This window comes from Microbacterium sp. Ag1, from assembly GCF_001005635.1.
Taxonomy (GTDB): Bacteria; Actinomycetota; Actinomycetes; order Actinomycetales; family Microbacteriaceae; genus Microbacterium; species Microbacterium oxydans.
In genome coordinates this window covers 71,632-92,121 of the sequence record NZ_LBCR01000032.1, presented here as the reverse complement: position 1 = coordinate 92,121, position 20,490 = coordinate 71,632, and the positions used below count along the sequence as shown (strand labels likewise).

The 20,490-nt window shown below is 69.5% G+C and carries 16 protein-coding genes and 1 riboswitch; of the genes, 9 read left to right on the top strand and 7 right to left on the bottom strand.

The window, feature by feature from the left end:
- The first annotated feature begins 31 nt into the window (after positions 1 to 31).
- From AAY78_RS13615 to AAY78_RS13605, 3 genes are read left to right on the top strand one after another with little or no spacing between them, the layout of a single operon-like run.
- Positions 32 to 1,261 carry an MFS transporter gene (locus tag AAY78_RS13615; RefSeq protein WP_052748791.1) on the top strand — a complete coding sequence of 410 codons (1,230 nt, stop codon included), beginning with the start codon at positions 32 to 34 and terminating at the stop codon, positions 1,259 to 1,261.
- Between the two features lie 38 nt (positions 1,262 to 1,299).
- Positions 1,300 to 2,022, top strand: a complete 723-nt coding sequence (locus AAY78_RS13610; RefSeq protein ID WP_046748842.1) for a DUF6882 domain-containing protein — start codon at positions 1,300 to 1,302, stop codon at positions 2,020 to 2,022.
- A 30-nt stretch (positions 2,023 to 2,052) separates the two neighbouring features.
- Complete coding sequence (locus AAY78_RS13605) at positions 2,053 to 2,610, top strand: hypothetical protein (protein WP_046748841.1); 558 nt, start codon at positions 2,053 to 2,055, stop codon at positions 2,608 to 2,610.
- Positions 2,611 to 2,686: 76 nt separating this feature from the next.
- On the opposite strand, the gene AAY78_RS13600 is transcribed toward AAY78_RS13605, so the two are convergent.
- Together AAY78_RS13600 and glyA are read right to left on the bottom strand one after the other, a co-directional pair.
- Positions 2,687 to 3,565, bottom strand: coding sequence for a bifunctional methylenetetrahydrofolate dehydrogenase/methenyltetrahydrofolate cyclohydrolase (locus AAY78_RS13600; protein WP_046748840.1), 879 nt, complete (start codon positions 3,563 to 3,565; stop codon positions 2,687 to 2,689).
- Positions 3,566 to 3,733: 168 nt separating this feature from the next.
- Complete coding sequence (glyA, locus tag AAY78_RS13595) at positions 3,734 to 5,008, bottom strand: serine hydroxymethyltransferase (RefSeq protein WP_046748839.1); 1,275 nt, start codon at positions 5,006 to 5,008, stop codon at positions 3,734 to 3,736.
- Between the two features lie 38 nt (positions 5,009 to 5,046).
- A riboswitch (ZMP/ZTP riboswitch) is annotated at positions 5,047 to 5,131 on the bottom strand.
- Positions 5,132 to 5,239: 108 nt separating this feature from the next.
- Between glyA and AAY78_RS13590 the strand changes: the two genes are divergently transcribed.
- The 6 genes from AAY78_RS13590 (at position 5,240) to AAY78_RS13560 (ending at position 12,904) form a co-directional block, all read left to right on the top strand.
- A complete protein-coding gene (locus AAY78_RS13590) occupies positions 5,240 to 6,751 on the top strand; it encodes a family 20 glycosylhydrolase (RefSeq protein WP_082108694.1) in 1,512 nt (503 codons plus the stop codon).
- Entirely contained in the window at positions 6,748 to 7,920 is a 1,173-nt protein-coding gene (nagA, locus tag AAY78_RS13585; protein ID WP_046748838.1) for an N-acetylglucosamine-6-phosphate deacetylase, read from the top strand. The genes AAY78_RS13590 and nagA overlap by 4 nt, the downstream gene beginning before the upstream one ends.
- A 734-nt stretch (positions 7,921 to 8,654) precedes the next feature.
- Complete coding sequence (locus tag AAY78_RS20205; RefSeq protein ID WP_052748789.1) at positions 8,655 to 10,748, top strand: sigma-70 family RNA polymerase sigma factor; 2,094 nt, start codon at positions 8,655 to 8,657, stop codon at positions 10,746 to 10,748.
- A gap of 9 nt (positions 10,749 to 10,757) precedes the next feature.
- Positions 10,758 to 11,129 carry a YrdB family protein gene (locus AAY78_RS13570; RefSeq protein WP_046748837.1) on the top strand — a complete coding sequence of 124 codons (372 nt, stop codon included), beginning with the start codon at positions 10,758 to 10,760 and terminating at the stop codon, positions 11,127 to 11,129.
- 10 nt (positions 11,130 to 11,139) lie between these two features.
- Positions 11,140 to 12,504 (top strand): FAD-binding oxidoreductase, encoded by a 1,365-nt coding sequence (locus tag AAY78_RS13565; RefSeq protein WP_046748836.1) that lies wholly within the window; start codon positions 11,140 to 11,142, stop codon positions 12,502 to 12,504.
- The gene (locus tag AAY78_RS13560) at positions 12,497 to 12,904 is read left to right on the top strand and encodes an NUDIX hydrolase (RefSeq protein ID WP_046748835.1); all 408 of its coding nucleotides are present in this window, start codon (positions 12,497 to 12,499) and stop codon (positions 12,902 to 12,904) included. The genes AAY78_RS13565 and AAY78_RS13560 overlap by 8 nt, the downstream gene beginning before the upstream one ends.
- Positions 12,905 to 12,932: 28 nt before the next feature.
- Here the strand turns inward: AAY78_RS13560 and nagB are convergent, their stop codons facing one another.
- The 5 genes from nagB to AAY78_RS13535 form a co-directional block, all read right to left on the bottom strand.
- Positions 12,933 to 13,712 carry a glucosamine-6-phosphate deaminase gene (gene nagB, locus AAY78_RS13555; protein ID WP_046748834.1) on the bottom strand — a complete coding sequence of 260 codons (780 nt, stop codon included), beginning with the start codon at positions 13,710 to 13,712 and terminating at the stop codon, positions 12,933 to 12,935.
- The gene (locus tag AAY78_RS13550) at positions 13,705 to 14,670 is read right to left on the bottom strand and encodes an ROK family protein (protein ID WP_171010998.1); all 966 of its coding nucleotides are present in this window, start codon (positions 14,668 to 14,670) and stop codon (positions 13,705 to 13,707) included. Before AAY78_RS13550 ends, nagB begins: the two co-directional genes overlap by 8 nt.
- 43 nt (positions 14,671 to 14,713) lie before the next feature.
- Positions 14,714 to 15,901: an ROK family transcriptional regulator gene (locus AAY78_RS13545; RefSeq protein ID WP_046748833.1), complete on the bottom strand. Its 1,188-nt coding sequence runs from the start codon at positions 15,899 to 15,901 to the stop codon at positions 14,714 to 14,716.
- A gap of 79 nt (positions 15,902 to 15,980) precedes the next feature.
- Entirely contained in the window at positions 15,981 to 19,268 is a 3,288-nt protein-coding gene (locus tag AAY78_RS13540; RefSeq protein ID WP_046748832.1) for a family 20 glycosylhydrolase, read from the bottom strand.
- The gene (locus AAY78_RS13535) at positions 19,259 to 20,476 is read right to left on the bottom strand and encodes an alanine racemase (protein ID WP_231589723.1); all 1,218 of its coding nucleotides are present in this window, start codon (positions 20,474 to 20,476) and stop codon (positions 19,259 to 19,261) included. The genes AAY78_RS13540 and AAY78_RS13535 overlap by 10 nt, the downstream gene beginning before the upstream one ends.
- Between the last annotated feature and the right edge of the window lie 14 nt (positions 20,477 to 20,490).

Here is a 20,490-nt window from a genome sequence, read left to right as displayed (position 1 = left end):
ATAGCCGGGTGCACAGAGGCGAGGTCGTGAGGTGATCCGCGGGCTCGCCGCGATGCAGGACCGCAACTTCCGCTGGTTCTTCCTGGCGCGTGCCATCACGATGATCGCCGGCTCGATGTCGTCGATCGCGCTCGCGTTCGCGGTCCTCGAGATCGACAACGACGCCAGGTCGCTGTCGTTCGTGCTCGCCGCCTTCACGATCAGCAACATCGTGTTCGTGCTGTTCGGTGGAGTGATCGCCGACCGTCTCCCCCGTGCGCTGATCATCCAGGCCTGCTACGTGGTCGACATCCTCTCGATCGGCACGATCGCGGCTCTGCTGTTCACCGGCACCGCCACGATCCCCCTGCTCATCGTGCTGTCGATCGTGAACGGCGCCTCCACGGCGTTCGTGCTGCCCGCGATGCAGGGCATCATCCCGCAGCTGACGACGCCGGAGCACCTGCAGCAGGCGAACGCGATGCTGTCCTTCGTGCGGTCCGCCGTGACCATCGGCGGCCCGATCATCGCGGGCGTCCTGGTGGCGACGGCAGGGCCGGCGTGGGCGATGGTGGTGCAGGCCGCCGGCTGGGTGATCGCGATCCCGGTGCTGGCGCTCGTGAAGCTCCCGCCGCCATCGCACGCGGGCGGCACCACGATGTTCCACGACCTCCGCATCGGCTGGCGGGAGTTCTGGAGCCGGTCGTGGCTGTGGACGATCGTGCTGGCCTTCATGATCATGAACGCCATCCATGTGGGCGCGTGGGGCGTCGTCGGTCCGTACATCGCCAAGAACAACGACCTGCTGGGCATCACCGGCTGGGGATGGGTGGTCAGCGCCGAAGGCGTCGGGGTGCTGCTGATGACCCTGCTGCTGATGTGGTTCCCGCTGCGACGACCGCTGCGCTACGGGATGATCGGCATGGCCGCGTTCGCGATCCCCGTCACGATGCTGGGCGTCCACCCCGCCGTGGTCCTGCTCGCCATGGCCGCCTTCATCGCGGGTGCCGGCGCCGAGGTGTTCAGCACCGGCTGGAACCTCGCGATGATGGAGAACATCCCCGGCGAGAAGCTCTCCCGGGTGTCGAGCTACGACATGCTCGGGAGCTTCGTCGTGATGCCGATCGGAACCCTGGTCTACGGCTGGCTGATCACGCACGCGGATCCGGCGACCGTTCTGATCACGTCCGGGGTCGTCTACGCGGGTGTCGCGCTCGTCACGCTCGCGGTGCCGAGCGTGTGGCGGATGGGCAGGCCGCAATCCGCGACGCTCCCCGTATGAGCGAGCGGATTCATAGCATCGACCGCGAGACTGTGGGCATGACCTTCGCCGCGCTCCAGCCCCTCGCCGATCGTGCCGCTCTCTTCGTCGCACTCCGTCAGGACGCCCTCTCCGCCGCTGCCGACGCCCTCGGCGAGCACCGCTGGGACGCCGACCTGGCCGCCGGCACGATCACCTTCACGTCCGACGCGGATCCGTCTCGCCAGCTGGTCGCCCGCGCCCACCTGATCGCGACGATCGCGCCGGGCCCCCGCTCTCTCCTCTGGGCCTGGGCACATCCGAGCGGCGACCCGCAGGGCGTCGCGGGTCAGCTGCACGCCTACGGCAGCGAGCACGGGATCACGGAACTGACGACGGCGGAGGTGCCGTTCCCCGACGGCGTGTCCGGCGACGACGCGTGGATCGCTCAGGCTGCGCACACGATCGGCGGTGTCGCCGTCGAGCTCACGGGCCGCTCCCCGTACTACTCCGCCCCGGTCGGCAACGGAACCCGCGCCGTGTTCCTCCTCGATGCCCCGCTCGCACCGCTCACGGTCGCGGATGCGGTCATCGCACTGCCCCGTGTCCTCTCCGCCACGGCACTCCCCGACGCGCGCACGGCGGTCTGGGACCTCGCGCGTCTCGCGGGGTGGACCCTCACCTGGACGGACGAGGCGTTCTCCGGGGCGACGGTGTCGGATGCCACGGGAACCGCGAGCTTCCGCTTCGACGAGCAGGCCCGCATCAGCGGGATCGAGAGCACCCTGCAGACCCAGGGGTGATCGCTTCCTGAGGTGTGGGATTCTGGTCGCATGAAGAACGGAATCGTCCGGTTCGCCGCGCTCTACGTGTTCAACGTCGCGGTCCTGTTGCTGATCGGTCTGCTGCTGCCGGGCGTCTCCGTCGGCCTCAACGCCCTGTGGGCATCGGTCGTCCTGACTCTCGCCGCCCTGTTCGTGAAGCCCCTGCTCGCCGGGGCCTTCCGCAGATCGGCGGCGAAATCGGCGGCCGAGCGCACGAAGACCGGCGAGAAGATCGTGCAGTACGTGCTGGTGTACCTCGTCGAACTCATCATCTGGGTGCTCACGGTCTGGCTGAGCGGTGTGCGCGCTTCCGGATTCTGGGCATTCGTGCTGCCGCCCCTGGCGCTGCTGTTCGGGTGGATGATCTACGACCAGATCGACGATCGCCTGCGGGCGAAGACCGGCGAGATCTACGACTCGGTGCAGGCGAGGATGAAGGGCGGGACGAAGACCGCGCCCTCCGCCGCCGCGCCCGTCCCAGAGACCCCCGAGACCCGAGCCGCACGTGACGAGCTCGGAGACGGTCTGACGGCCGAGCAGCGTCGGATGCTCGACGAGCTGGGCTGATTCGACCCCGCTCCGCGAAGACGAGAGGCGCCCATCCTCCAGGATGGGCGCCTTCTCGTTTCGAGGTCGGTCGTCGTCAGAGCGACCGCTCAGCGGCCTCCACGACGTTCGTCATGAGCAGGGCGACCGTCATGGGGCCGACGCCGCCCGGGTTCGGAGAGATGTACCCCGCGACCTCGGCCACATCCGGTGCGACGTCGCCGAACACGAGGCTCTTGCCGGTGTCGGGGTCGGTCTCGCGCGTCACGCCCACGTCGAGCACTGCAGCTCCGGGCTTGACGTCTTCCGCGCGGATCAGGTGCTTCACCCCGGCGGCGGCGACGATCACGTCGGCTTCACGCAGGTACTTCGGCATGTCGACGGTGCCGGTGTGGGTGAGTGTGACGGTGGCGTTGAGGTCGCGTCGGGTCAGCAGCAGGCCGATGGAGCGACCGATGGTCACCCCGCGTCCGACCACCACGACGTGCTTGCCCTTGAGGTCGTAGTCGTTGCGCAGCAGCAGCTCGATCACACCGCGCGGCGTGCACGGCAGCGGGGTGTGGATCGGGCTGTTGACGTTCAGCACCAGCCGACCGAGGTTGGTCGGGTGCAGGCCGTCCGCGTCCTTCGCCGGGTCGATCCGCTCGAGGATCGCGTCCGTGTCGATGTGCTTCGGCAGGGGCAGCTGCACGATGTAGCCGTGGCAGGCGGGGTCGGCGTTGAGCTCGTCGATTAGGGCCTCGACGTCGGCCTGCGTCGCATCGGCGGGCAGTTCACGCTGGATCGAGTTCATGCCGATCGCCTCGGACTGCCGGTGCTTCATGCCCACGTACAGCTGCGACGCCGGATCGGCACCCACGAGCACCGTCGCGATTCCCGGCGTGATCCCCTTGCTCTTCAGCTCGGCGACACGCTCGGTGAGCTCGGCACGGATCGCCGCAGAGGCCGCCTTCCCATCGAGGATCTTCGCGGTCATGTCTTCTTCCTTCTTTCCCTGTCGTGTCCTGTTCCTGCTCACCTTGCCCCCTCGCCCCACTCGGCCCGTCGAGCGCACCGGTACTCGGCGAGTGCACGGCCGGTTCGCGTGAACGAGCCGTGCACTCGGCGATATCGCGTGCACTCGCGGAGCGAGGAGCGAGAGGTGCTACTGCTGCAGGTCGGGGTAGAGCGGGAAAGCGGCGGCGAGGGCGTCCACGCGCGCGCGGAGGGCCTCGATATCGGCACCGGGGAGCAGCGCGAGCGCGATGATGTCGGCCACCTCTGTGAACTCGGCATCACCGAAGCCGCGGGTCGCGAGCGCGGGCGTGCCGATGCGCAGACCCGAGGTCACCATCGGCGGACGCGGGTCGTTCGGCACGGCGTTGCGGTTCACCGTGATGTGGATGTCGTGCAGGAGGTCCTCGGCCTGCTTGCCGTCGATCTCGGCGTCGCGCAGGTCGACGAGCACGAGGTGCACGTCGGTTCCGCCCGAGCGCACGGCGATGCCGGCGTCCTGAACGTCCTGCTGCGATAGACGCTCGGCGATGAGCTTCGCACCGCGGAGCACACGCTCCTGGCGCTCCTTGAACTCCGGCGTGCCTGCGAGCTTGAAGGCGGTCGCCTTCGCGGCGATCACGTGCATGAGCGGCCCGCCCTGCTGGCCGGGGAACACCGCGGTGTTGATCTTCTTGGCGAGCTCGGCGTCGTTGGTGAGGATGAAGCCGGAGCGCGGTCCGCCGATGGTCTTGTGCACGGTCGAGGAGACCACGTGCGCGTGAGGAACCGGGTTCGGGTGCAGACCTGCGGCGACGAGGCCGGCGAAGTGCGCCATGTCGACCCAGAGCAGCGCCCCGACCTCGTCGGCGATCGCACGGAACGCCGCGAAGTCCATCGTGCGTGGGTAGGCGGACCAGCCGGCGATGATCACCTTGGGCTTGTGCTCGATCGCGAGACGACGCACCTCGTCCATGTCGATCGTCGAGGTCTCGGGGTCGACCCCGTAGGCGACGATGTCGTAGAGACGGCCGGAGAAGTTGATCTTCATGCCGTGCGTGAGGTGGCCGCCCTGGTCGAGCGACAGGCCGAGCAGGGTGTCGCCGGGGCGGGCGATCGCGTGCAGCACAGCGGCGTTCGCGGATGCACCCGAGTGCGGCTGGACGTTCGCGAACTCCGCGCCGAACAGGCTCTTGGCGCGGGAGATGGCGAGCTCCTCAGCCACGTCGACCTCTTCGCAGCCGCCGTAGTAGCGACGTCCGGGGTAGCCCTCTGCGTACTTGTTGGTGAGCACGGAGCCCTGCGACTGCAGCACCGAGACGGGCACGAAGTTCTCCGAGGCGATCATCTCGAGGAAGGTCTGCTGACGCTTCAGCTCGCGGTCGAGCACCTGGGCGATCTCGGGATCGACCTCGGAGAGCGGGGCGTTGAAGTAACGGTCGGTCATGACGTGCTCCTTTTGACGACGGATTCGAAAGGGGTGTTCCTATCGGCCCAGGCGCGCGGTCGAATTCCGTGGTCAGTCGCTCCCCGGTGGTAGTCCACCCAGACGCCAGTCGCGACGGTTACGAGCATAGCCGATCAGAGCCGGCGCGCACGTTGCTGATCCGGCCATCGTCGCAGAATCGATTCGATCTCGACCATTCCCCTCGACGACGCCGACGGGTAGGTTTTGTTCATGGTCCTTCCTCATCCTCTCCCTCTGGTCCCCGCACCCGTTTCGGCCGTCCCGCGCGAAGGACGGATGCCGATCACCGCGACGACGCGTGTTCTCGGCTCCTCCCCTGCTGCCGACCAGCTGATCGAGGCGGTCGAGCGTCGCAGCGGTATCCGCCTGGCGCTCGCGGACGAGGCACCCGCCGACATCGAGCTGCTGATCGATGCGACCTCTTCCGCACCCGAGGGGTACACGCTCGAGGTCGGCGAGCGGGCTGTCGTCGTCGGTGCCGACGAGGCGGGACTGTTCTACGGCGTGCAGACACTGCTGCAGTTGCTGCGCCAGGACGAGTCCGGCTGGGGCCTGCTCGGCGCGGAAGTTGCGGATTCCCCCCGCTTCCCGCGGCGCGGAGTCATGCTCGACGTGGCGCGCCACTTCTTCGGCGTCGACGACGTCAAGCGGTTCATCGACAGCACCAGCGCCCTCAAGTTCAACCACCTGCACCTGCACCTCAGCGACGACCAGGGGTGGCGCGTGCACATCGACTCCTGGCCCCTGCTGACCGAGCGGGCATCCCTCACCTCGGCGGACGGCGACCCCGGCGGCTTCTACACGAAGGACGACTACCGCGAGATCGTGAGATATGCCGCCTCGCGTCACATGATCGTCATCCCCGAGATCGACCTTCCCGGCCACACCCACGCGATCGGCGTCGCCTACCCCGAGCTCGTCGAGGCGCCCGTGCTGAACGACAACCTGATCGCGGAGTCGGAGCGGCTCGGCCAGCCCCTCCCCATCGCTGGTGAGACCTACCTGGGGTGGGGGGTCGGCCACTCCAGCGTCCGCATCCACGATGAGCGCACCTACGACTTCGTGCGCGACGTCGTGCGCGAGCTCGCCGAGATGACCCCCGGCCCGTACATCCACATCGGCGGCGACGAGTCCCTCGGAACACCTCAAGCCGACTTCGATCTCTTCGCGGAGCGCGCGACCGCGATCGTCGTGGAAGCCGGCAGGATCCCGGTGGCCTGGCACGAGATGGGCTCGGCGGCACACATCGCCGAGGGCACGGTCGGACAGTACTGGGGGAAGACCACCCCCGAGGGCACACACGCCGAGGAGGCCGCCCACTTCGTCGAGCGCGGCGGCGCCCTGATCATGTCGGCGGCGGACGTCACGTATCTCGACATGAAGTACACCGAGGACTTCCCGCTGGGCCTCACCTGGGCAGCGATCATCGATGTGCGCTCCGCCTACGAGTGGGAACCCACCGACGTCCTCGACGTGCCGGACAGCGCGATCCTCGGCATCGAGGCTCCACTGTGGTCGGAGACCACCCGCACGCTCGACGAGGTCGAACAGCTGGTCTTTCCTCGCGCAGCCGCACAGGCCGAGGTCGCCTGGTCGCCGAGAGAGGCACCGGAACGCGCGTGGGAGTCGTTCCGCGTGCGCGTCGGGTCGCTCGCCCCGTTGTGGAAGGCTGAAGGGGTCGACTTCCACCCCGCAGACGAGATCCCCTGGAGCGCACGTTGAGCACCCACTCCTCCGCGACCGGTTCGCTGGTCATCCACTCCGCACGGATCGTCGACCACGGCGACATCGTCGAGGACGGCTGGGTCCGTATCGACGACGGCGTCGTGACCGAGCGCGGGACCGGTTCGGGATGGACGTCCGCGGATGAGGTCGTCGACGCGACGGCCGTCGCCGGTGCCGGCGCTCTGCTCACCCCGGGATTCGTCGACATCCACGGCCATGGCGGCGCCGGCGCGGCGTTCGACGACGGGGCGGAGGCGATCCGCATCGGCCGCGATCTGCACCGGGAGCACGGCACGACCCGTGCCGTCGTGTCGCTGGTCACGGCGTCGCTGGATTCGCTCGCCCGCAGCGTCGGGCTGATCGCCGATCTGACCGAGACGGATGCCGACATCCTCGGCTCGCACCTCGAGGGTCCGTTCCTCGACCCCGGTCACCACGGTGCGCACGAACCGTCACTGCTGCGCCATCCGACGACCGCCGACGTCGCGCGACTGCTGGACGCCGGACGTGGCACCATCCGCCAGGTCACGATCGCTCCCGAACTTCCAGGCGGGCTCGACGCGATCAGGCAGATCGTCGCAGCCGGTTCGGCGGCTGCGATCGGGCACACCGACGCGGACGCGAGCATGGCGGTCGCGGCGTTCGAGGCCGGCGCTTCCATCCTCACGCACGCGTTCAACGCGATGCCGGGCATCCATCACCGTGCCCCCGGACCTGTGCTCGCCGCGGCGGCAGACCACCGTGTGGTCCTCGAGGCGATCGCCGACAACGTCCACCTCGACCCGCACGTCGTCAAGCTGGTGTTCGACTCCGCGCCGGGACGAGTGGCGCTGATCACGGACGCGATGGCGGCCGCAGGAAGCGCCGACGGCCACTACGACCTCGGCGCGGTGAGCGTGACGGTCGAGAACGGAGTCGCGAGAGCCGATGACACCGGGTCGATCGCCGGCTCCACGCTGACGCAGGATGTGGCTCTGCAGCGCGCCGTGCAGGCAGGGGCGAGCCTGGCGGAAGCCGTCCGGGCTCTCACCGAGACCCCGGCGCGTGCGATCGGGCGCGACGCCTTCCTGGGAAGACTCAGTCCCGGGATGCTCGGCGACGCCGTGCTGCTGGATGCGGAACTGCGCGTCGCGCGCGTGTGGTCAGGACCACGGCTGCTCGTCTGAGACGGCGCCGCGCGCGACGCGCAGCTCTGCGCTCTCCGGTCATGCATTGGTGGGGTGGGAGGCCGCCGTTCCCCAGATCGGCGGCCTCGTCCCCCCTCGTGAGACGGGCGGCTGGGTTCTCCTCCCCCGAGGATCCCGACCCGCCCGACCGGCGCGAATACCCCCCGCACCAGTGCCTGGATCCCGCCCCCCGGTGGGATCGCTACGGCTGTCTACATGGGATGAGACGTGGCACGTCCCGATTCACTACGCGACTTCCCGAAAAAACTTCGAGAAATCGCTCTCGATCATCTGATCAACGTGTGGGAGGCCGCCGTTCCCCAGATCGGCGGCCTCGTCCCCCCTCGTGAGACGGGCGGCCGGGTTCTCCTCCCCCGAGGATCCCGACCCGCCCGACCGGCGCGAATACCCCCCGCACCAGTGCCTGGATCCCGCCCCCCGGTGGGATCGCTACGGCTGTCTACATGGGATGAGACGTGGAACATCCCGATTCATTACGCGACTTCCCGAAAAAACTTCGACAGCCCGAAAAGACGTCGTCGATCTCCGGCCCCGCACATCGCACGCCCGCTGGGCGGTGACAGTGCCCGAAGCCGGGCATCCGCTTGGAGTTCCGACGGAGGGTGGCTTACCTGGGAGATTCGCGAGAGAATGATGAAGTCGCGTGATGAGAGGCGCTCTCCTGCGTCTCTTCCGGTGGAGGCGCAGCTGCGCCCCGCGACAGATGGATGATTGTGCACGAAGAGAACACGACTCACGACGAAACGATCGGCGACGCCGACCTGATCCTCCGCACCCGCTCGGGAGACACGGGGGCGTTCGGTGAACTCTGGCGCCGACACTATCCGTCCGGACTCTCCGTCGCGCGCTCCGTGACCTCGTCGATCGACCCGGACGATCTGGTTCAGGAGTCGTACACGCGCATCTATCAGGCGATCCTCAAAGGCGGCGGCCCCAACGGCTCGTTCCGCGCCTACCTCTTCACGAGCATCCGCAACACGGCCGCAGGGTGGGGGCGCGCGCGCCGCGAGACGGCGATCGACGAACTCGACACCGTCGCCGACCCCGACAGCACCGACCAGGCTGCGAGCGAGGCACTCGACCGCAGCCTCACCGCTCAGGCGTTCCGCAGCCTCCCCTCCCGTTGGCAGGAGGTGCTCTGGTACACCGAGATCGAGCAGATGAAGCCGCAGGAAGTCGGGCCCCTGCTCGGCATGAAGGCCGGCGCCGTGTCGCAGTTGGCCTTCCGCGCCCGCGAAGGCCTGCGTGAAGCGTGGATCCAGGCCCATCTGCGCAGCGCCGAAGACGGCTCAGAGTGCCAGTGGACCATCGAGCACCTGGGCGCGTACTCGCGCGGCAACCTCAGCACTCGCGATCACAAGCGCCTCGAACTGCACCTGGACGAGTGCGCGCGGTGCATGATCGTCTCGGCCGAGGCGAAGGACGTCTCCAAGCGTCTGGCCCTCGTGCTGCTGCCACTCGTCCTCGGCGTCACGGGCGCCGCGGGGTACCTCGCCACGCTCCAGGGCGCCGGCACGCCGATCGTCGCCCTGGCGGCGATGCCGTCCAGCATTCCCGGCGCCGTCTTCGCCGGCGACCCCGGCGCCACGCATGCCGCAACCGGTCTCGCCGCGGCCGGCGGTTCCGGTTCTGGTTCCGGTGCCGGCGGCTCAGCGGGTGGAACGGCCGGCGCTTCGTCAGGAGCCGGATCCGCAGGTGGCATGTTCACCGGTATCGGTGCACTGGTGGGAGTGGGATCCGCCGCTCTGGTCGTGGCCGGTGTCGTCGCCGCCGCCGCGATCGTCCCCGGGCTCGCCGGTGCCGATCCCGCGACGTCGCTTCCGAACGCCGGCGATGAGGACCCGTCCTCGATCTCTGCAGATGTCGGACCCGACGAGACGATGAACCTCGACGAGCCCGTCGTCATCGAACCCCCGGTCACCGTCCCCGACGAGACCCCAGCGCCGCCGGCCGCAGAACCTCAGCCCGGCGCAGATCAGGCGGGCGCACCCGTTCCTGTACCGCCCGCCACCGTCCCGCCCGTCACGGCCCCGCCGGTCATCGTTCCGCCGGTCGTCGTCCCGCCTGTCGATCCCGTGGACCCGGTCGACCCTGTCGACCCCGTAGATCCCGTCGACCCGGTGGACCCCGTCGATCCGGTGGACCCGGTCGACCCCGTGGGTCCGGTCGCCCCCACGGAGGCACCTACGTGGCAGACCGCCACCATCTGGTTCAACGGACTCCAGGTCCACTACAGCATTCCGGTCTCGGGTGTGGCCGGCCAGAGGGTCGAGGCGCTCCTGGACGACAGCACCGGCGGAGGCGACAGCATCCTGCTCGACGAGTCCGGCTTCGGCGTCATCGATCTCCGTCCCACCTTCTGGCAGTTCATCGACGCCGACCTCACGACCGTCACGTTCCGCTACGTCCTCGCGTCCGGCACGGGCCCTTCCGCGGTCACCACCCTCCTCGATCTCGAGCCCAACCGCCCCGAGACTCCGGGTGAGGTGGTTCCGGTCGAATCGGCCACAGCGGAGCCCTCCACGACGAGCGACGTTTCCGCGTCGTCTGTGCCGTCCGAGTCTGCTCCGGTCGCTGCCGAGCCGGAGGCACCCGCGTCAGACCCGACACCCACACCGGTCGAAGCAGCACCGGCACCGGTCGAAGCAGCACCGGCACCGGTCGAAGCAGCACCGGCACCGATCGAAGCAGCACCCGCTCCGGTCGAGACGGCCCCCGTCCAGACTCCGCCGGCCGAGACCACGCCCGCAGCAGCGCCCACGGAGGCGCCCGTTGCACCGGCTGAGGAAGCCCCCACCGGCGAATAGACTGGATCCATGTCCTCGGATCCCGCTCCCGTTCCCGGCGTCGACCGTCCGGTGGTCACCGCACTCGACATCGTGCGCGCTGTCGTCCTCATCGTCGCCGTCGCCTCTCTGGCCTTGTGGGGCTTCGCGAGCTGGGATCTTCCGTGGAACATCGTCATCGGTATCGGCGCGCCGGTACTGGTGATCCTGGTGTGGGCTCTCTTCCTCTCGCCGCGACCTGTGCTGCGCGTGCACCCGTTCCTCCGCGCCGCGGTCGAGCTGCTGATCTACGTCGGCGTGACGATCGCCTGGTGGTCGATGGGGCAGGCACTCATCGGCACCGCCTTCGCCCTCGTCGCCGTGGTCGCCGGTGTGCTCAGCGGCCGGCGCGCATTGTCGTGAGATCTCCCTCATGAGTGTGCTCGCGCTCCTTGAGGAGTCCCTCGGAGCGCTCGTCGACACCGATGAGGCGACGCTCGAGGAAGCCAGAGCCGACCGCTCAGGGCACGCTGCCGCCGGCAGACCGCTCGCTGTGATCCATGCGGAGCGGGTCGAGCACGTGCAGCAGACCATGCGCATCGCGACCGCCACCCGCACACCGGTCGTGGTGCGTGGTGCCGGCACGGGTCTCGCCGGTGCCGCGAACGCCGGTACGGGCGAGATCGTCCTCTCCCTGCGCAGGATGACCGCGATCAACGAGATCCGTGCCGACGATCTGCTCGCGGTCGTCGAACCCGGCATCCTCAACGCCGACCTCAACGCCGTGCTCGCGGCTCACGGGCTGTGGTGGCCACCTGACCCCGCCAGCCGCGACATCTCCACGGTGGGTGGGAACATCGCGACAGGCGCCGGAGGGCTGCTCTGCGCCAAGTACGGGGTGGTTCGCGACGCCGTGCTGGGGGTGGACCTGGTGCTCGCCGACGGGCGCCTGCTGCACCTCGGACACCGCAGCGTCAAGGGAGTGACCGGGCTCGATCTCACCGCGTTGGTGGTCGGCTCGGAAGGCACGTTGGGCGTCGTCGTGGGCGCGACCCTCAAGCTCCGCAGGCTCGTCCCCGGGGAGACCTGCACGATCGCCGCGACCTTCTCGGGGGTGCGTCACGCTGCCGCCGCCTCGGCCGCTGTGACAGCCGCCGGCGTGCAGCCAGCCATCATGGAGCTGATGGACGCCGCGAGCCTCACCGCCGTGCACGCGCTCCTCGCTCTTCCCATCCCGCATCAGGGAACAGCTCAGCTGACCATCCAGACCGATGGTCCGGCCGCCGCGGCCGAAGCGGATGCGATCGCCGCGATCCTGCGCGCCCATGACGGCCTCACTGTCGTCTCACACGACCGCGACGAGGGCGAGCGCCTCCTGGCGGTGCGCCGTTCGATGCATGCAGCGATGGCCTCGCTGGGGACGACGCTGATCGAAGACGTCTCGGTACCACGGAGCGCCATGCCGGCGATGTTCGACGAGATCGCCCGCATCGAACGCGAGTACGACATCGTCATCCCGACGGTGGCACACGCAGGCGACGGCAACCTGCACCCGAACTTCATCTTCGAAGGGACGCAGACGCCTCCGCATGTGTGGGCGGCCGCCGACGAACTGTTCCGCGCCGCCATCCGCCTCGGAGGAACCCTCACCGGGGAGCACGGCATCGGGGTGCTCAAGCGCCGCTGGCTCGCCGACGAACTGGGCGACGACCAGTGGCGACTCCAGCGCCAGATCGCCGCGGTCTTCGATCCTCTCGGCATCCTCAACCCAGGGAAGGTCTTCAGCCCCGATGCCTGACATCCACGTGAGCGCGGCCGTGATCGTCGATGAAGCGGGGAGGGTGCTCGTCGTCCGCAAGCAGGGAACGACCATGTTCATGCAGCCCGGCGGCAAGCCGGAATCCGGCGAGTCCCCGGCGCAGACGTTGATCCGCGAGATCGAGGAGGAGCTCGGGGTGGTGCTCGATGAAGCGGCGCTCCGCCCTCTCGGCACGTTCGTCTCCGCCGCAGCGAACGAACCGGGTCACCGTGTCGTCGCCGAGGCCTTCGCGACCTCCATCGATCCCGCGACCGTCGCCGTCCAGGCCGAGCTCGCCGAGCTGCGCTGGATCACGCCCGCAGACGTCGGAACGCTGCCGCTGGCGCCGCTGAGCCTGGAGCACCTGCTCCCGATCGCCTGGCCCGCCCCGGCGAACTGAGTTCACCAAGGCAGGCATCAGGCACGTCTCAGATGCCCTGCCAGGCCGGCTTGTTGGCGAACGTGTACCGGTAGTAGTCGGCGAGCGCGAGACGCGACGCAGCCGCTTCGTCGACGACGATCGTCGCGTGCGGGTGCAGTTGGATCGCCGATCCGGGCAGGATCGCCGACAGCGGGCCCTCGACCGCACCGGCCACAGCCTCTGCCTTGCCCTCGCCGAAGGCGAGCAGCACGAGGTGGCGCGCCTCCAGGATGGTGCCGAGCCCCTGCGTGATGCAGTGCATCGGGACGTCGTCGATCGACTCGAAGAAGCGGGCGTTGTCCTCGCGCGTCTGCTCCGTGAGGGTCTTCACACGCGTACGCGATGCGAAGGAGGAGCCGGGCTCGTTGAACCCGATGTGCCCGTCGGTGCCGATCCCGAGGATCTGCAGGTCGACTCCACCGGCAGCCGCGATGGCCGCGTCGTAGTCCTCACCCGCATGCTGGATGGTGGCCTCCGCGCCGTTCGGCACGTGGATGCGCGCGGGGTCGAGACCGAGCGGCTCGACGACCTCGCGGGTGATGACCGAGCGGTAGCTCTCCGGATGCGCCGGGTCGATGCCGACGTACTCGTCGAGGGCGAAACCACGCACCTGTGAGACGTCGCGGCCTGCGAGCTGCGTGCGCAGCGCCTGGTAGACCGGCAACGGGGTCGACCCCGTTGCGAGGCCGAGGACCGCGTCGGGACGACGCGCGATCAGCTCCACGATCTCGGTGGCGACCAAAGCGCCTGCGGCCTCGGCATTCTCGACGATGACGACCTCAGCCATGCGGGACGATCTCCTTCTCGGTGGTGGAGGCGCCGACGAGTGCGGCGCCGAATGCGGCAGCGGGGGAACCCGCGGGAAGCAGTTCGATTCTCTCATCCAGGCGGAGCGACCGCATGAACGGCGAGGCCTCCGCGCCGGCATGCAGGGCCGCGCGGAGTCCGTTCTCGAGTCGGTCGCCGAGAGCGGTGAGCCCTCCCCCGATGACCACCCTCTCCACGTCGGCGGAGAGCACGAGAACACGCACTGCGGCGGCGGCCCCGTGATAGAGGTCGTCACGGAGGGAGACAGCATGCGGATCCCCGGCGTCCGCCGCATCGAAGATGTCCCTGATGGGCAGAGTGCCGGGTCGCCCCCAGGCCTTGGCCAACGCCCCTCCGCCGCAGAACGTCTCGACGCACCCGTACTGCCCGCAGCCGCACAGGCGCCCTCGCGGATCGACGGAGAGATGACCGACCTCCCCCGCGGTTCCGCGTGCGCCGCGCCAGATCCGTCCGTCGATCACGATCCCGGCAGCGACGCCGGTCCCGAGATTCAGGTAGGCCATGGAACCGGCGACTCCGCTCAGCACCGCAGCGCCGAGGGCCGCGGCCTTCACGTCGTTCTCCACACGGAACGGGACTCCGAGAGCGAGTTCGGCCCTGACGGCGAGGTCCAGGGACTCCACGCCGAGGTTGACCGCGTGGTCGACACGGCCGGTCTCGGCGTCGACGAGGCCGGGGATGCCGATCCCGACGGAGCCGACGTCGGCAAGGGGGAACCCGTTCTCCTCCGCGAGTGCCTTCACGGCCGTAACGATGCTCTCGACGACCGCGTCATCGCCCCAACCCGTCGGTCGGCGCAGGCGTCCGCGGATGGCCCCGGAGGGGTCCACGGCCACCGCGTCGATCTTCGTGCCGCCGACGTCCAGGCCCACTCGAATCGGCCGACCGGCGCGGTCGGCAGTGCTCGCACCCGTCATCGGATGCTGCTCCCGGCCGTGCCGTCCACGGTGCGGATGACGTTCACGACACTCCCAGCTGTCCCGAGAGCACCATGACCGCAGCTCCGCGCAGGACGATGTCCTCCTGGTGCGTCAACCGCACGACGACGTCTTCGAACACGCCCTCGAGGGTGCGCGCGCGCAACGTCGCGATGGCGGCCTCGATCAAGATGCCGTCGAGCAGCTCCGCCGGACCGGAGATCACCACCTCGGAGAGGTCGAGGGCAGCGACGATCGGAGCGGTCGCGATCGCCATCCGCGTCCCGGCATCGCGGAGGATCTCATCGCGTGCCTCCGGATCAGCGGCGATCGCCGCCTCGAGCCGACTCACGCTGAGCCACGCCTCGAGACAGCCGTCCTTCCCGCACGCGCAGCGAGGGCCCCCGTCGGTACCGACGACGACGTGACCGATCTCTCCCGCGGCGAAGCGGCTGCCCAGCAGAGGCTGGCTGCCGGTGATGAGGCCGGCGCCGACACCCTTGCCGATCTTGATCAGCATGAAGTCGGCCTTCGCCTCGCCGAACGTGTACTCGGCGAGCACCGCCGCGTTGGCGTCGTTGCGGGCGAGGACCGGAAGGTCGAGATCGACGCCGAGCTTCGCCTCCAGCGGGAAGTTCGTCCAGCCGAGGTTGGGAGAGCTCAGGACGAGCCCGTCGGGACGCACGACACCCGGGGTGCCGATGCCGACGCCCAGCAGCGGCTGAGTCGAGGCCTCGACCAGCGTCTGTGCGAGTTCCCGCAGCGCCGCGTATGCCGCCTCCCCGTCGGGGGATTTCGGACGCGGCACCTCGCGCCGCTCCAGCACGTCTCCGTCGAGGCTCAGCACCGCCCCGGTGAAGGCGTCGGGGCCGGAGAGATCGAGGCCGACGATCTGATGGCCGAAGCGATCGATGTCGATGAGGATGGGCGGCTTGCCCGGCCCCACCGCTTCACGGACGCCCATCTCGATGACGATCCCGTCGGCGATGAACTCGGCGACCAGGTCGGAGATGGTGACACGGGTGAGGCCCGTCTCCCGGGAGAGGTCGGCGCGACTCATCGCCCCCGCGTGGTACAGCGTCTGCAGCACCAGTGCGCGGTTGTGACCGCGCGCATGCTCTGGCAGCACCTTTGATCGCGAGCGCAGGTGGCGCCCCGGGCCGAAGGCGTGCGCATTCGCACCGGCGTACTCTGACGGCGATGCGGAACGCTGTTCATCCGAAACGGACATGTTTGTTAGTAGACCTTACGAACAAAATTTGCGCAACCTCTGCCCTCGGACGCGCTGGCAGGGTTACCGAAACGTTACATTACTTTCGATCGTCGACGACGACCGTGCGTGAGCGCCCGATGAGGCGCTCGACCAGGCCGGCGACGATCTGCTCCCGCGCCTCGATCGTGAGCGGCTTGCCCGGCACGCCGGGACGGCGCTGCTCGGGCTCCGGCCCGTCAAGGGGACGATACCGCACCCCCGCTGCGGCGAGCCGGCGCAGGTGCATCGGCAGACGCCGCTCGAAGTCGGCGTAGGGTCCCGGCTCCCCGCCGTCCCACAGACGCTCCGCGATCGCGGCGAGTCGAGGGAACATCGCGAAGTCGACGCGGTCCCTGGTGGGCAGGTGCTCGCTCCACACGTTCGCCTGCCCGCCCACAGCGCCGTCTTCGACACGCAGGGAGTACGCGCGCTCGATCGTGAGAGGCGGGCCCACTCTGATCGGCTCCTCCTCCGACTCCGACTGCGGGTAGTCGAGGTAGACCTCGAGGTCGGGGCACGCGACGACCTCGATGCCGAGCCGCAGCGCCTCACGCATCGCGGCGGGACCCCGCCACGCGAGGATGCGCACGCCCTCGGGCACGTCGCCTTCGAGGACCTCGTCCCAGGCCAGTGCCGTGCGGCCTCGTCCGCGGACATGCGCGACGAACTGCTCCGTGAACCACGGCTGCACGTCGTGTGCAGACTCGAGTCCGAGTTGTCGCATGCGCTCGGCCGCCGCGGCGCTCTGCTCCCACTCGGTCACCGGCACCTCGTCACCGCCGATGCCTATCCACTCCGAGTCGAACGCATCGCAGAGAACATCGATCGCGGCGAACCCGAAGGCCAGGGCCTCGTCCGTCGGGGCGAGGGTGCGCGGATTGACCCCGAAGCGCTCCCATGCAGACAGCACAGGCTCTCCGACGTCGACGTTGCCGAGCTCCGGATACGCGGCGAGACCCGCTTGGATGTGTCCGGGCAGCTCGACCTCCGGCACGAGGGTCACGAAACGTTCTCGCGCATAGGCGACGAGCTCTCGCAGCTCCGCTGTCGTGTAGAAGCCCTCGTGCACTCCCGGCTCCACGGTGGACAAGGGGCCGTGTCCGAGCTGGGTGGCTTCCCGTCGCGCGCCCACTTCCGTGAGCCGAGGGAAGCCGGGCACCTCGAAGCGCCACCCCTGATCGTCTGTGAGATGAAGGTGCAGCACGTTCAGGTGATGATCGGCGAGGAGATCGACCAGACGACGGACCTCGTCGACGGTCCGGAAGTGCCTGGCGACGTCGAGCATCGTCCCTCGCCAGCTGTACGCGGGCGCTCCCTCCCACACCCCGGCGGGGATGTGGGCCGATGCGGCGTCCGGATCCCGCAGCTGCCGCAGAGTGGTGGCACCGCGGAACACGCCGGCGGGGCTCCCTCCTCTGATCTCGACTCCGGCTGCACTCACGCTCACCCGGAAGGCCTCGTCACCGACACGTCCTCGCGCCGCGGCCTCAGCGCCGAGGTTCTCGTCGACCATCAGCCGGATCGGCGGGAGTTCGGCGTCGCCCGCGCCGGCGAGACCGCCCAGCCGGGCGGCAGCGGCGACGAGCTCAGGGGCCGAGAGGATCGGCGTACGCTCCGTCCACGCGAATCCGGGGGCGACCGGATCGATGCGGGCACCGATGTGCGGCACGGTGGCGCGATGCGGCGGGGGCGGCATCCGCAGTGCGCGTCCGGGGGTCCGCCCCGTCGCCTCGCCCTCCGACACCACCGGCACTCCCCCGACAAGTACCTCGATGATCCCGCGCGGCGGTGCGAAGGGGGAGTCGAACGTGGCCCCCGCCTCGACCGTCTCCGGGTCGAAGAGCACGAGATCGGCGGTCGCTCCCCGCCGGACGACGCCCCGAGGTGCGTCACCCCGGTCGAGTCCCAGCCGATGCGCCGGCGTCCCCGACAGGTGTCGGACGGCCTCCTCCCAGGTGAGTATGCCGAGCTCGCGCACGTAGTGTCCGAGGTACAGCGGGAACGTACCCCGCCCACGCGGATGAGGCCGCGCCCCGATCAGGATCCCATCACTGCCTCCCGTGTGCTGCGAGTGACGCATGATCGTCCGGACGTTCTCCTCGTCTCCGATGTGCATGAGGATTCCGGTGGCGGCGGCGTCCTCCACGATCGTGTCGAGCACCACATCGACGGCACGGCGACCGGTCGTGGTCGCGATCTCGGCGATGGTGCGGCCGATCAGACCCGAGAGGGCGGGGTTCACGGTGCCGGAGACCTGGATCTGCGTCCAATCGGCCCTCTCGCCGTGGAATCCGTCGCAGCCGACGTCTTCCAGTTCCACGCGGACGGCCTCCCGGCCCGCTTCGTCGAGCGCGGAGACGGCAGCGAGCAGGTCGCCGGATTCCGCCAGCCTGCTCGGCAGCAGAGCGGAGAGCGTCGTGGCGCCGGGCAGATACGGGTACGTGTCGAGCGTCACGTCGACGCCGTCCTCGATCGCCTCGTCGATCAGGGCCAGGAGCTCATCGGCGCGGCCGCGGTTCGGGGCGAAGTTCATCGTCGCGTGTGTGAGATGCACGGGGCACCCGGTGCGCCGACCGATGTCGAGCGCCTCCCGGTAGGCCTCCAGCGCCGCTCCCCCGTAGCTCCGGGTGTGCGGCGCCCAGTAGCCTCCTCGCTCGGCGACGATGCGGCACAGCGCTTCGAGCTCCGCCGTGTCCGCGTACATCCCCGGCGTGTAGGTGAGGCCGCTCGACATCCCGAAGGCTCCCGCGTCCAGCGCGCGACCCAGGATCTCCCCCATCGCGGTGAGCTCCGCAGCGGTCGCCCGACGGTTCTCGTGGCCGACGACCATCATCCGCAGATTCCCCTGGGGGACGAGGACGGCGGCGTTCGCGACCGCTGCGGCGTCGATCGCCGCGAGCAGGTCGTCCATCGTCCGCCACGGCACGTCGGCCGGAGTTCCGTTCCACCCGGCGATCTGCGCGGGGATGATCGCCGCCGCCGCATCGTCGAGGGGCGCATAGCCCAGGCCGTCCTGACCGAGCACCTCGGTCGTCACGCCCTGGCGGATCTTGGCGTCGTGCGCCGCGCCGCTCAGCACTGCGAGCTCGCTGTGCGCGTGCATGTCGATGAATCCGGGCGCGAGGACGAGTCCCTCTGCCGTGACCTCCACGGCGCCCTCGGGAAGTTCGAGTTCGGGGAGCTCGAGCTCAGGATTCACCGCATCGGCCGGGAGGATGGCGACGACCCTCGCGCCCTCCACCGCGACGTCGGCCACGTACCGGGGCGCCCCCGTCCCGTCGATGACGGTGGCTCCGCGGTACACCCGCACCTGTCCGGCGGCCGCCTTCTCGGTACTCAGAAGCACGTCGCCACCGCCCCGATCACGCGCGGATCGGCGGCATCGGGGTCGTCGATCACGGCGACGACCCTCCACTTGTCGAAGGCGGTGCACGGGTGGGAGAGCCCGAGACGGACGACATCGCCCACCGCGACCGTGTCATCGCCCGTGAGGCTCAGGAACGCATGCTGATCGTTCAGCGCCGTGATCTCCCCCCGCAGCCCCTGCGGGATCGGCAGATCCAGGTCGAAGGGCACATCGCGCCGTCCGGCGTCGAGGAGCGCAAGGCCGTCCTCGGGCTGCGACACCACCCGCGACCAGGCGTGCATCCCCGAGCGCAGAGGCGCGGTGCCGACGAGCGGTCCGAACGGAGACATGCGCGAGTAGAAGCCGTCGTCGTGGATCTGGAACGCCCCCGAACGCAGGACGACGTCCACCTCGTCCCCGACGGCTGCGAGGACGGCGGCCGCCCGATCAGGGAAGGCGCTGCCTCCCGCGCTGAGAATCGGACGGAGACCGTGCGGGTACTCCAGTCGGGCGTGCAGATCCACGAGCGTCTGCAGGTACGCGTCGACGGCGGCGACCGAGGCATCGGAGCGATCGGGACCGAAGGGCCCCTCGTATCCCGCGACGCCGGCGAGGCGCAGCCCGGATGCGTCCGAGACGGCCTCCCCGATCCGCTCGCCCTCCTCCACGCTCCGTGCGCCCGTGCGGCCGTGCGCGCCGCCGAGTTCGACCAAGACATCGAGCGGACGCGCGGCATCGCGCATCCCCCGCGCGAGGATGGCCACTCCCTCGAGAGAGTCCGCCCAGCACAGCACGCGCAGGTCCGGGTCGGCTGCGAGCAGTGCCCCCAGGCGACGCACCGCAGTGAGATCGGTGACCGCGTTCGCGATCAGCACGGTCGAGACGCCCGCGTCGACGGCGACTTCGGCCTGCCAGGGCGTCGCCACGGAGATCCCCCATGCTCCCGCGTCGAGCAGTCGCTGCCAGAGGGCCGGAGCCATCGTGGTCTTGCCGTGTGGTGCGAGGAGCACCCGGCGCTCTCTCGCCCATGCGAAGACGGTCTCCTCGTTGTGCGCGAGGGCGCCCTCGTGCACCGTCAGCACCGGCGTCACCAGGTCGGAGAGATGCAGATCCGCATCCCCCACCTGCGAGAGGCGGAGTCCCGCTGCGTGCGCAGGAAAGCCCTTCGTCCAGGTGCCGAGAGCGGGATCCGGAATTTGTAGAGGCATCTAACAATGCTACT

What these genes read in the sequence shown, in the direction of transcription:
- AAY78_RS13605 (WP_046748841.1), top strand. Translation starts at nt 2,053, where the DNA reads ATGAAGAACGGAATCGTCCGGTTCGCCGCGCTCTACGTGTTCAACGTC.
- AAY78_RS13550 (WP_171010998.1), bottom strand. Translation starts at nt 14,670, where the DNA reads ATGACGGGTGCGAGCACTGCCGACCGCGCCGGTCGGCCGATTCGAGTG.
- AAY78_RS13590 (WP_082108694.1), top strand. Translation starts at nt 5,240, where the DNA reads ATGGTCCTTCCTCATCCTCTCCCTCTGGTCCCCGCACCCGTTTCGGCC.
- AAY78_RS13610 (WP_046748842.1), top strand. Translation starts at nt 1,300, where the DNA reads ATGACCTTCGCCGCGCTCCAGCCCCTCGCCGATCGTGCCGCTCTCTTC.
- AAY78_RS13565 (WP_046748836.1), top strand. Translation starts at nt 11,140, where the DNA reads ATGAGTGTGCTCGCGCTCCTTGAGGAGTCCCTCGGAGCGCTCGTCGAC.
- nagB (WP_046748834.1), bottom strand. Translation starts at nt 13,712, where the DNA reads ATGGCTGAGGTCGTCATCGTCGAGAATGCCGAGGCCGCAGGCGCTTTG.
- glyA (WP_046748839.1), bottom strand. Translation starts at nt 5,008, where the DNA reads ATGACCGACCGTTACTTCAACGCCCCGCTCTCCGAGGTCGATCCCGAG.
- AAY78_RS13535 (WP_231589723.1), bottom strand. Translation starts at nt 20,476, where the DNA reads ATGCCTCTACAAATTCCGGATCCCGCTCTCGGCACCTGGACGAAGGGC.
- AAY78_RS13570 (WP_046748837.1), top strand. Translation starts at nt 10,758, where the DNA reads ATGTCCTCGGATCCCGCTCCCGTTCCCGGCGTCGACCGTCCGGTGGTC.
- AAY78_RS13600 (WP_046748840.1), bottom strand. Translation starts at nt 3,565, where the DNA reads ATGACCGCGAAGATCCTCGATGGGAAGGCGGCCTCTGCGGCGATCCGT.
- AAY78_RS13560 (WP_046748835.1), top strand. Translation starts at nt 12,497, where the DNA reads ATGCCTGACATCCACGTGAGCGCGGCCGTGATCGTCGATGAAGCGGGG.
- AAY78_RS13545 (WP_046748833.1), bottom strand. Translation starts at nt 15,901, where the DNA reads ATGTCCGTTTCGGATGAACAGCGTTCCGCATCGCCGTCAGAGTACGCC.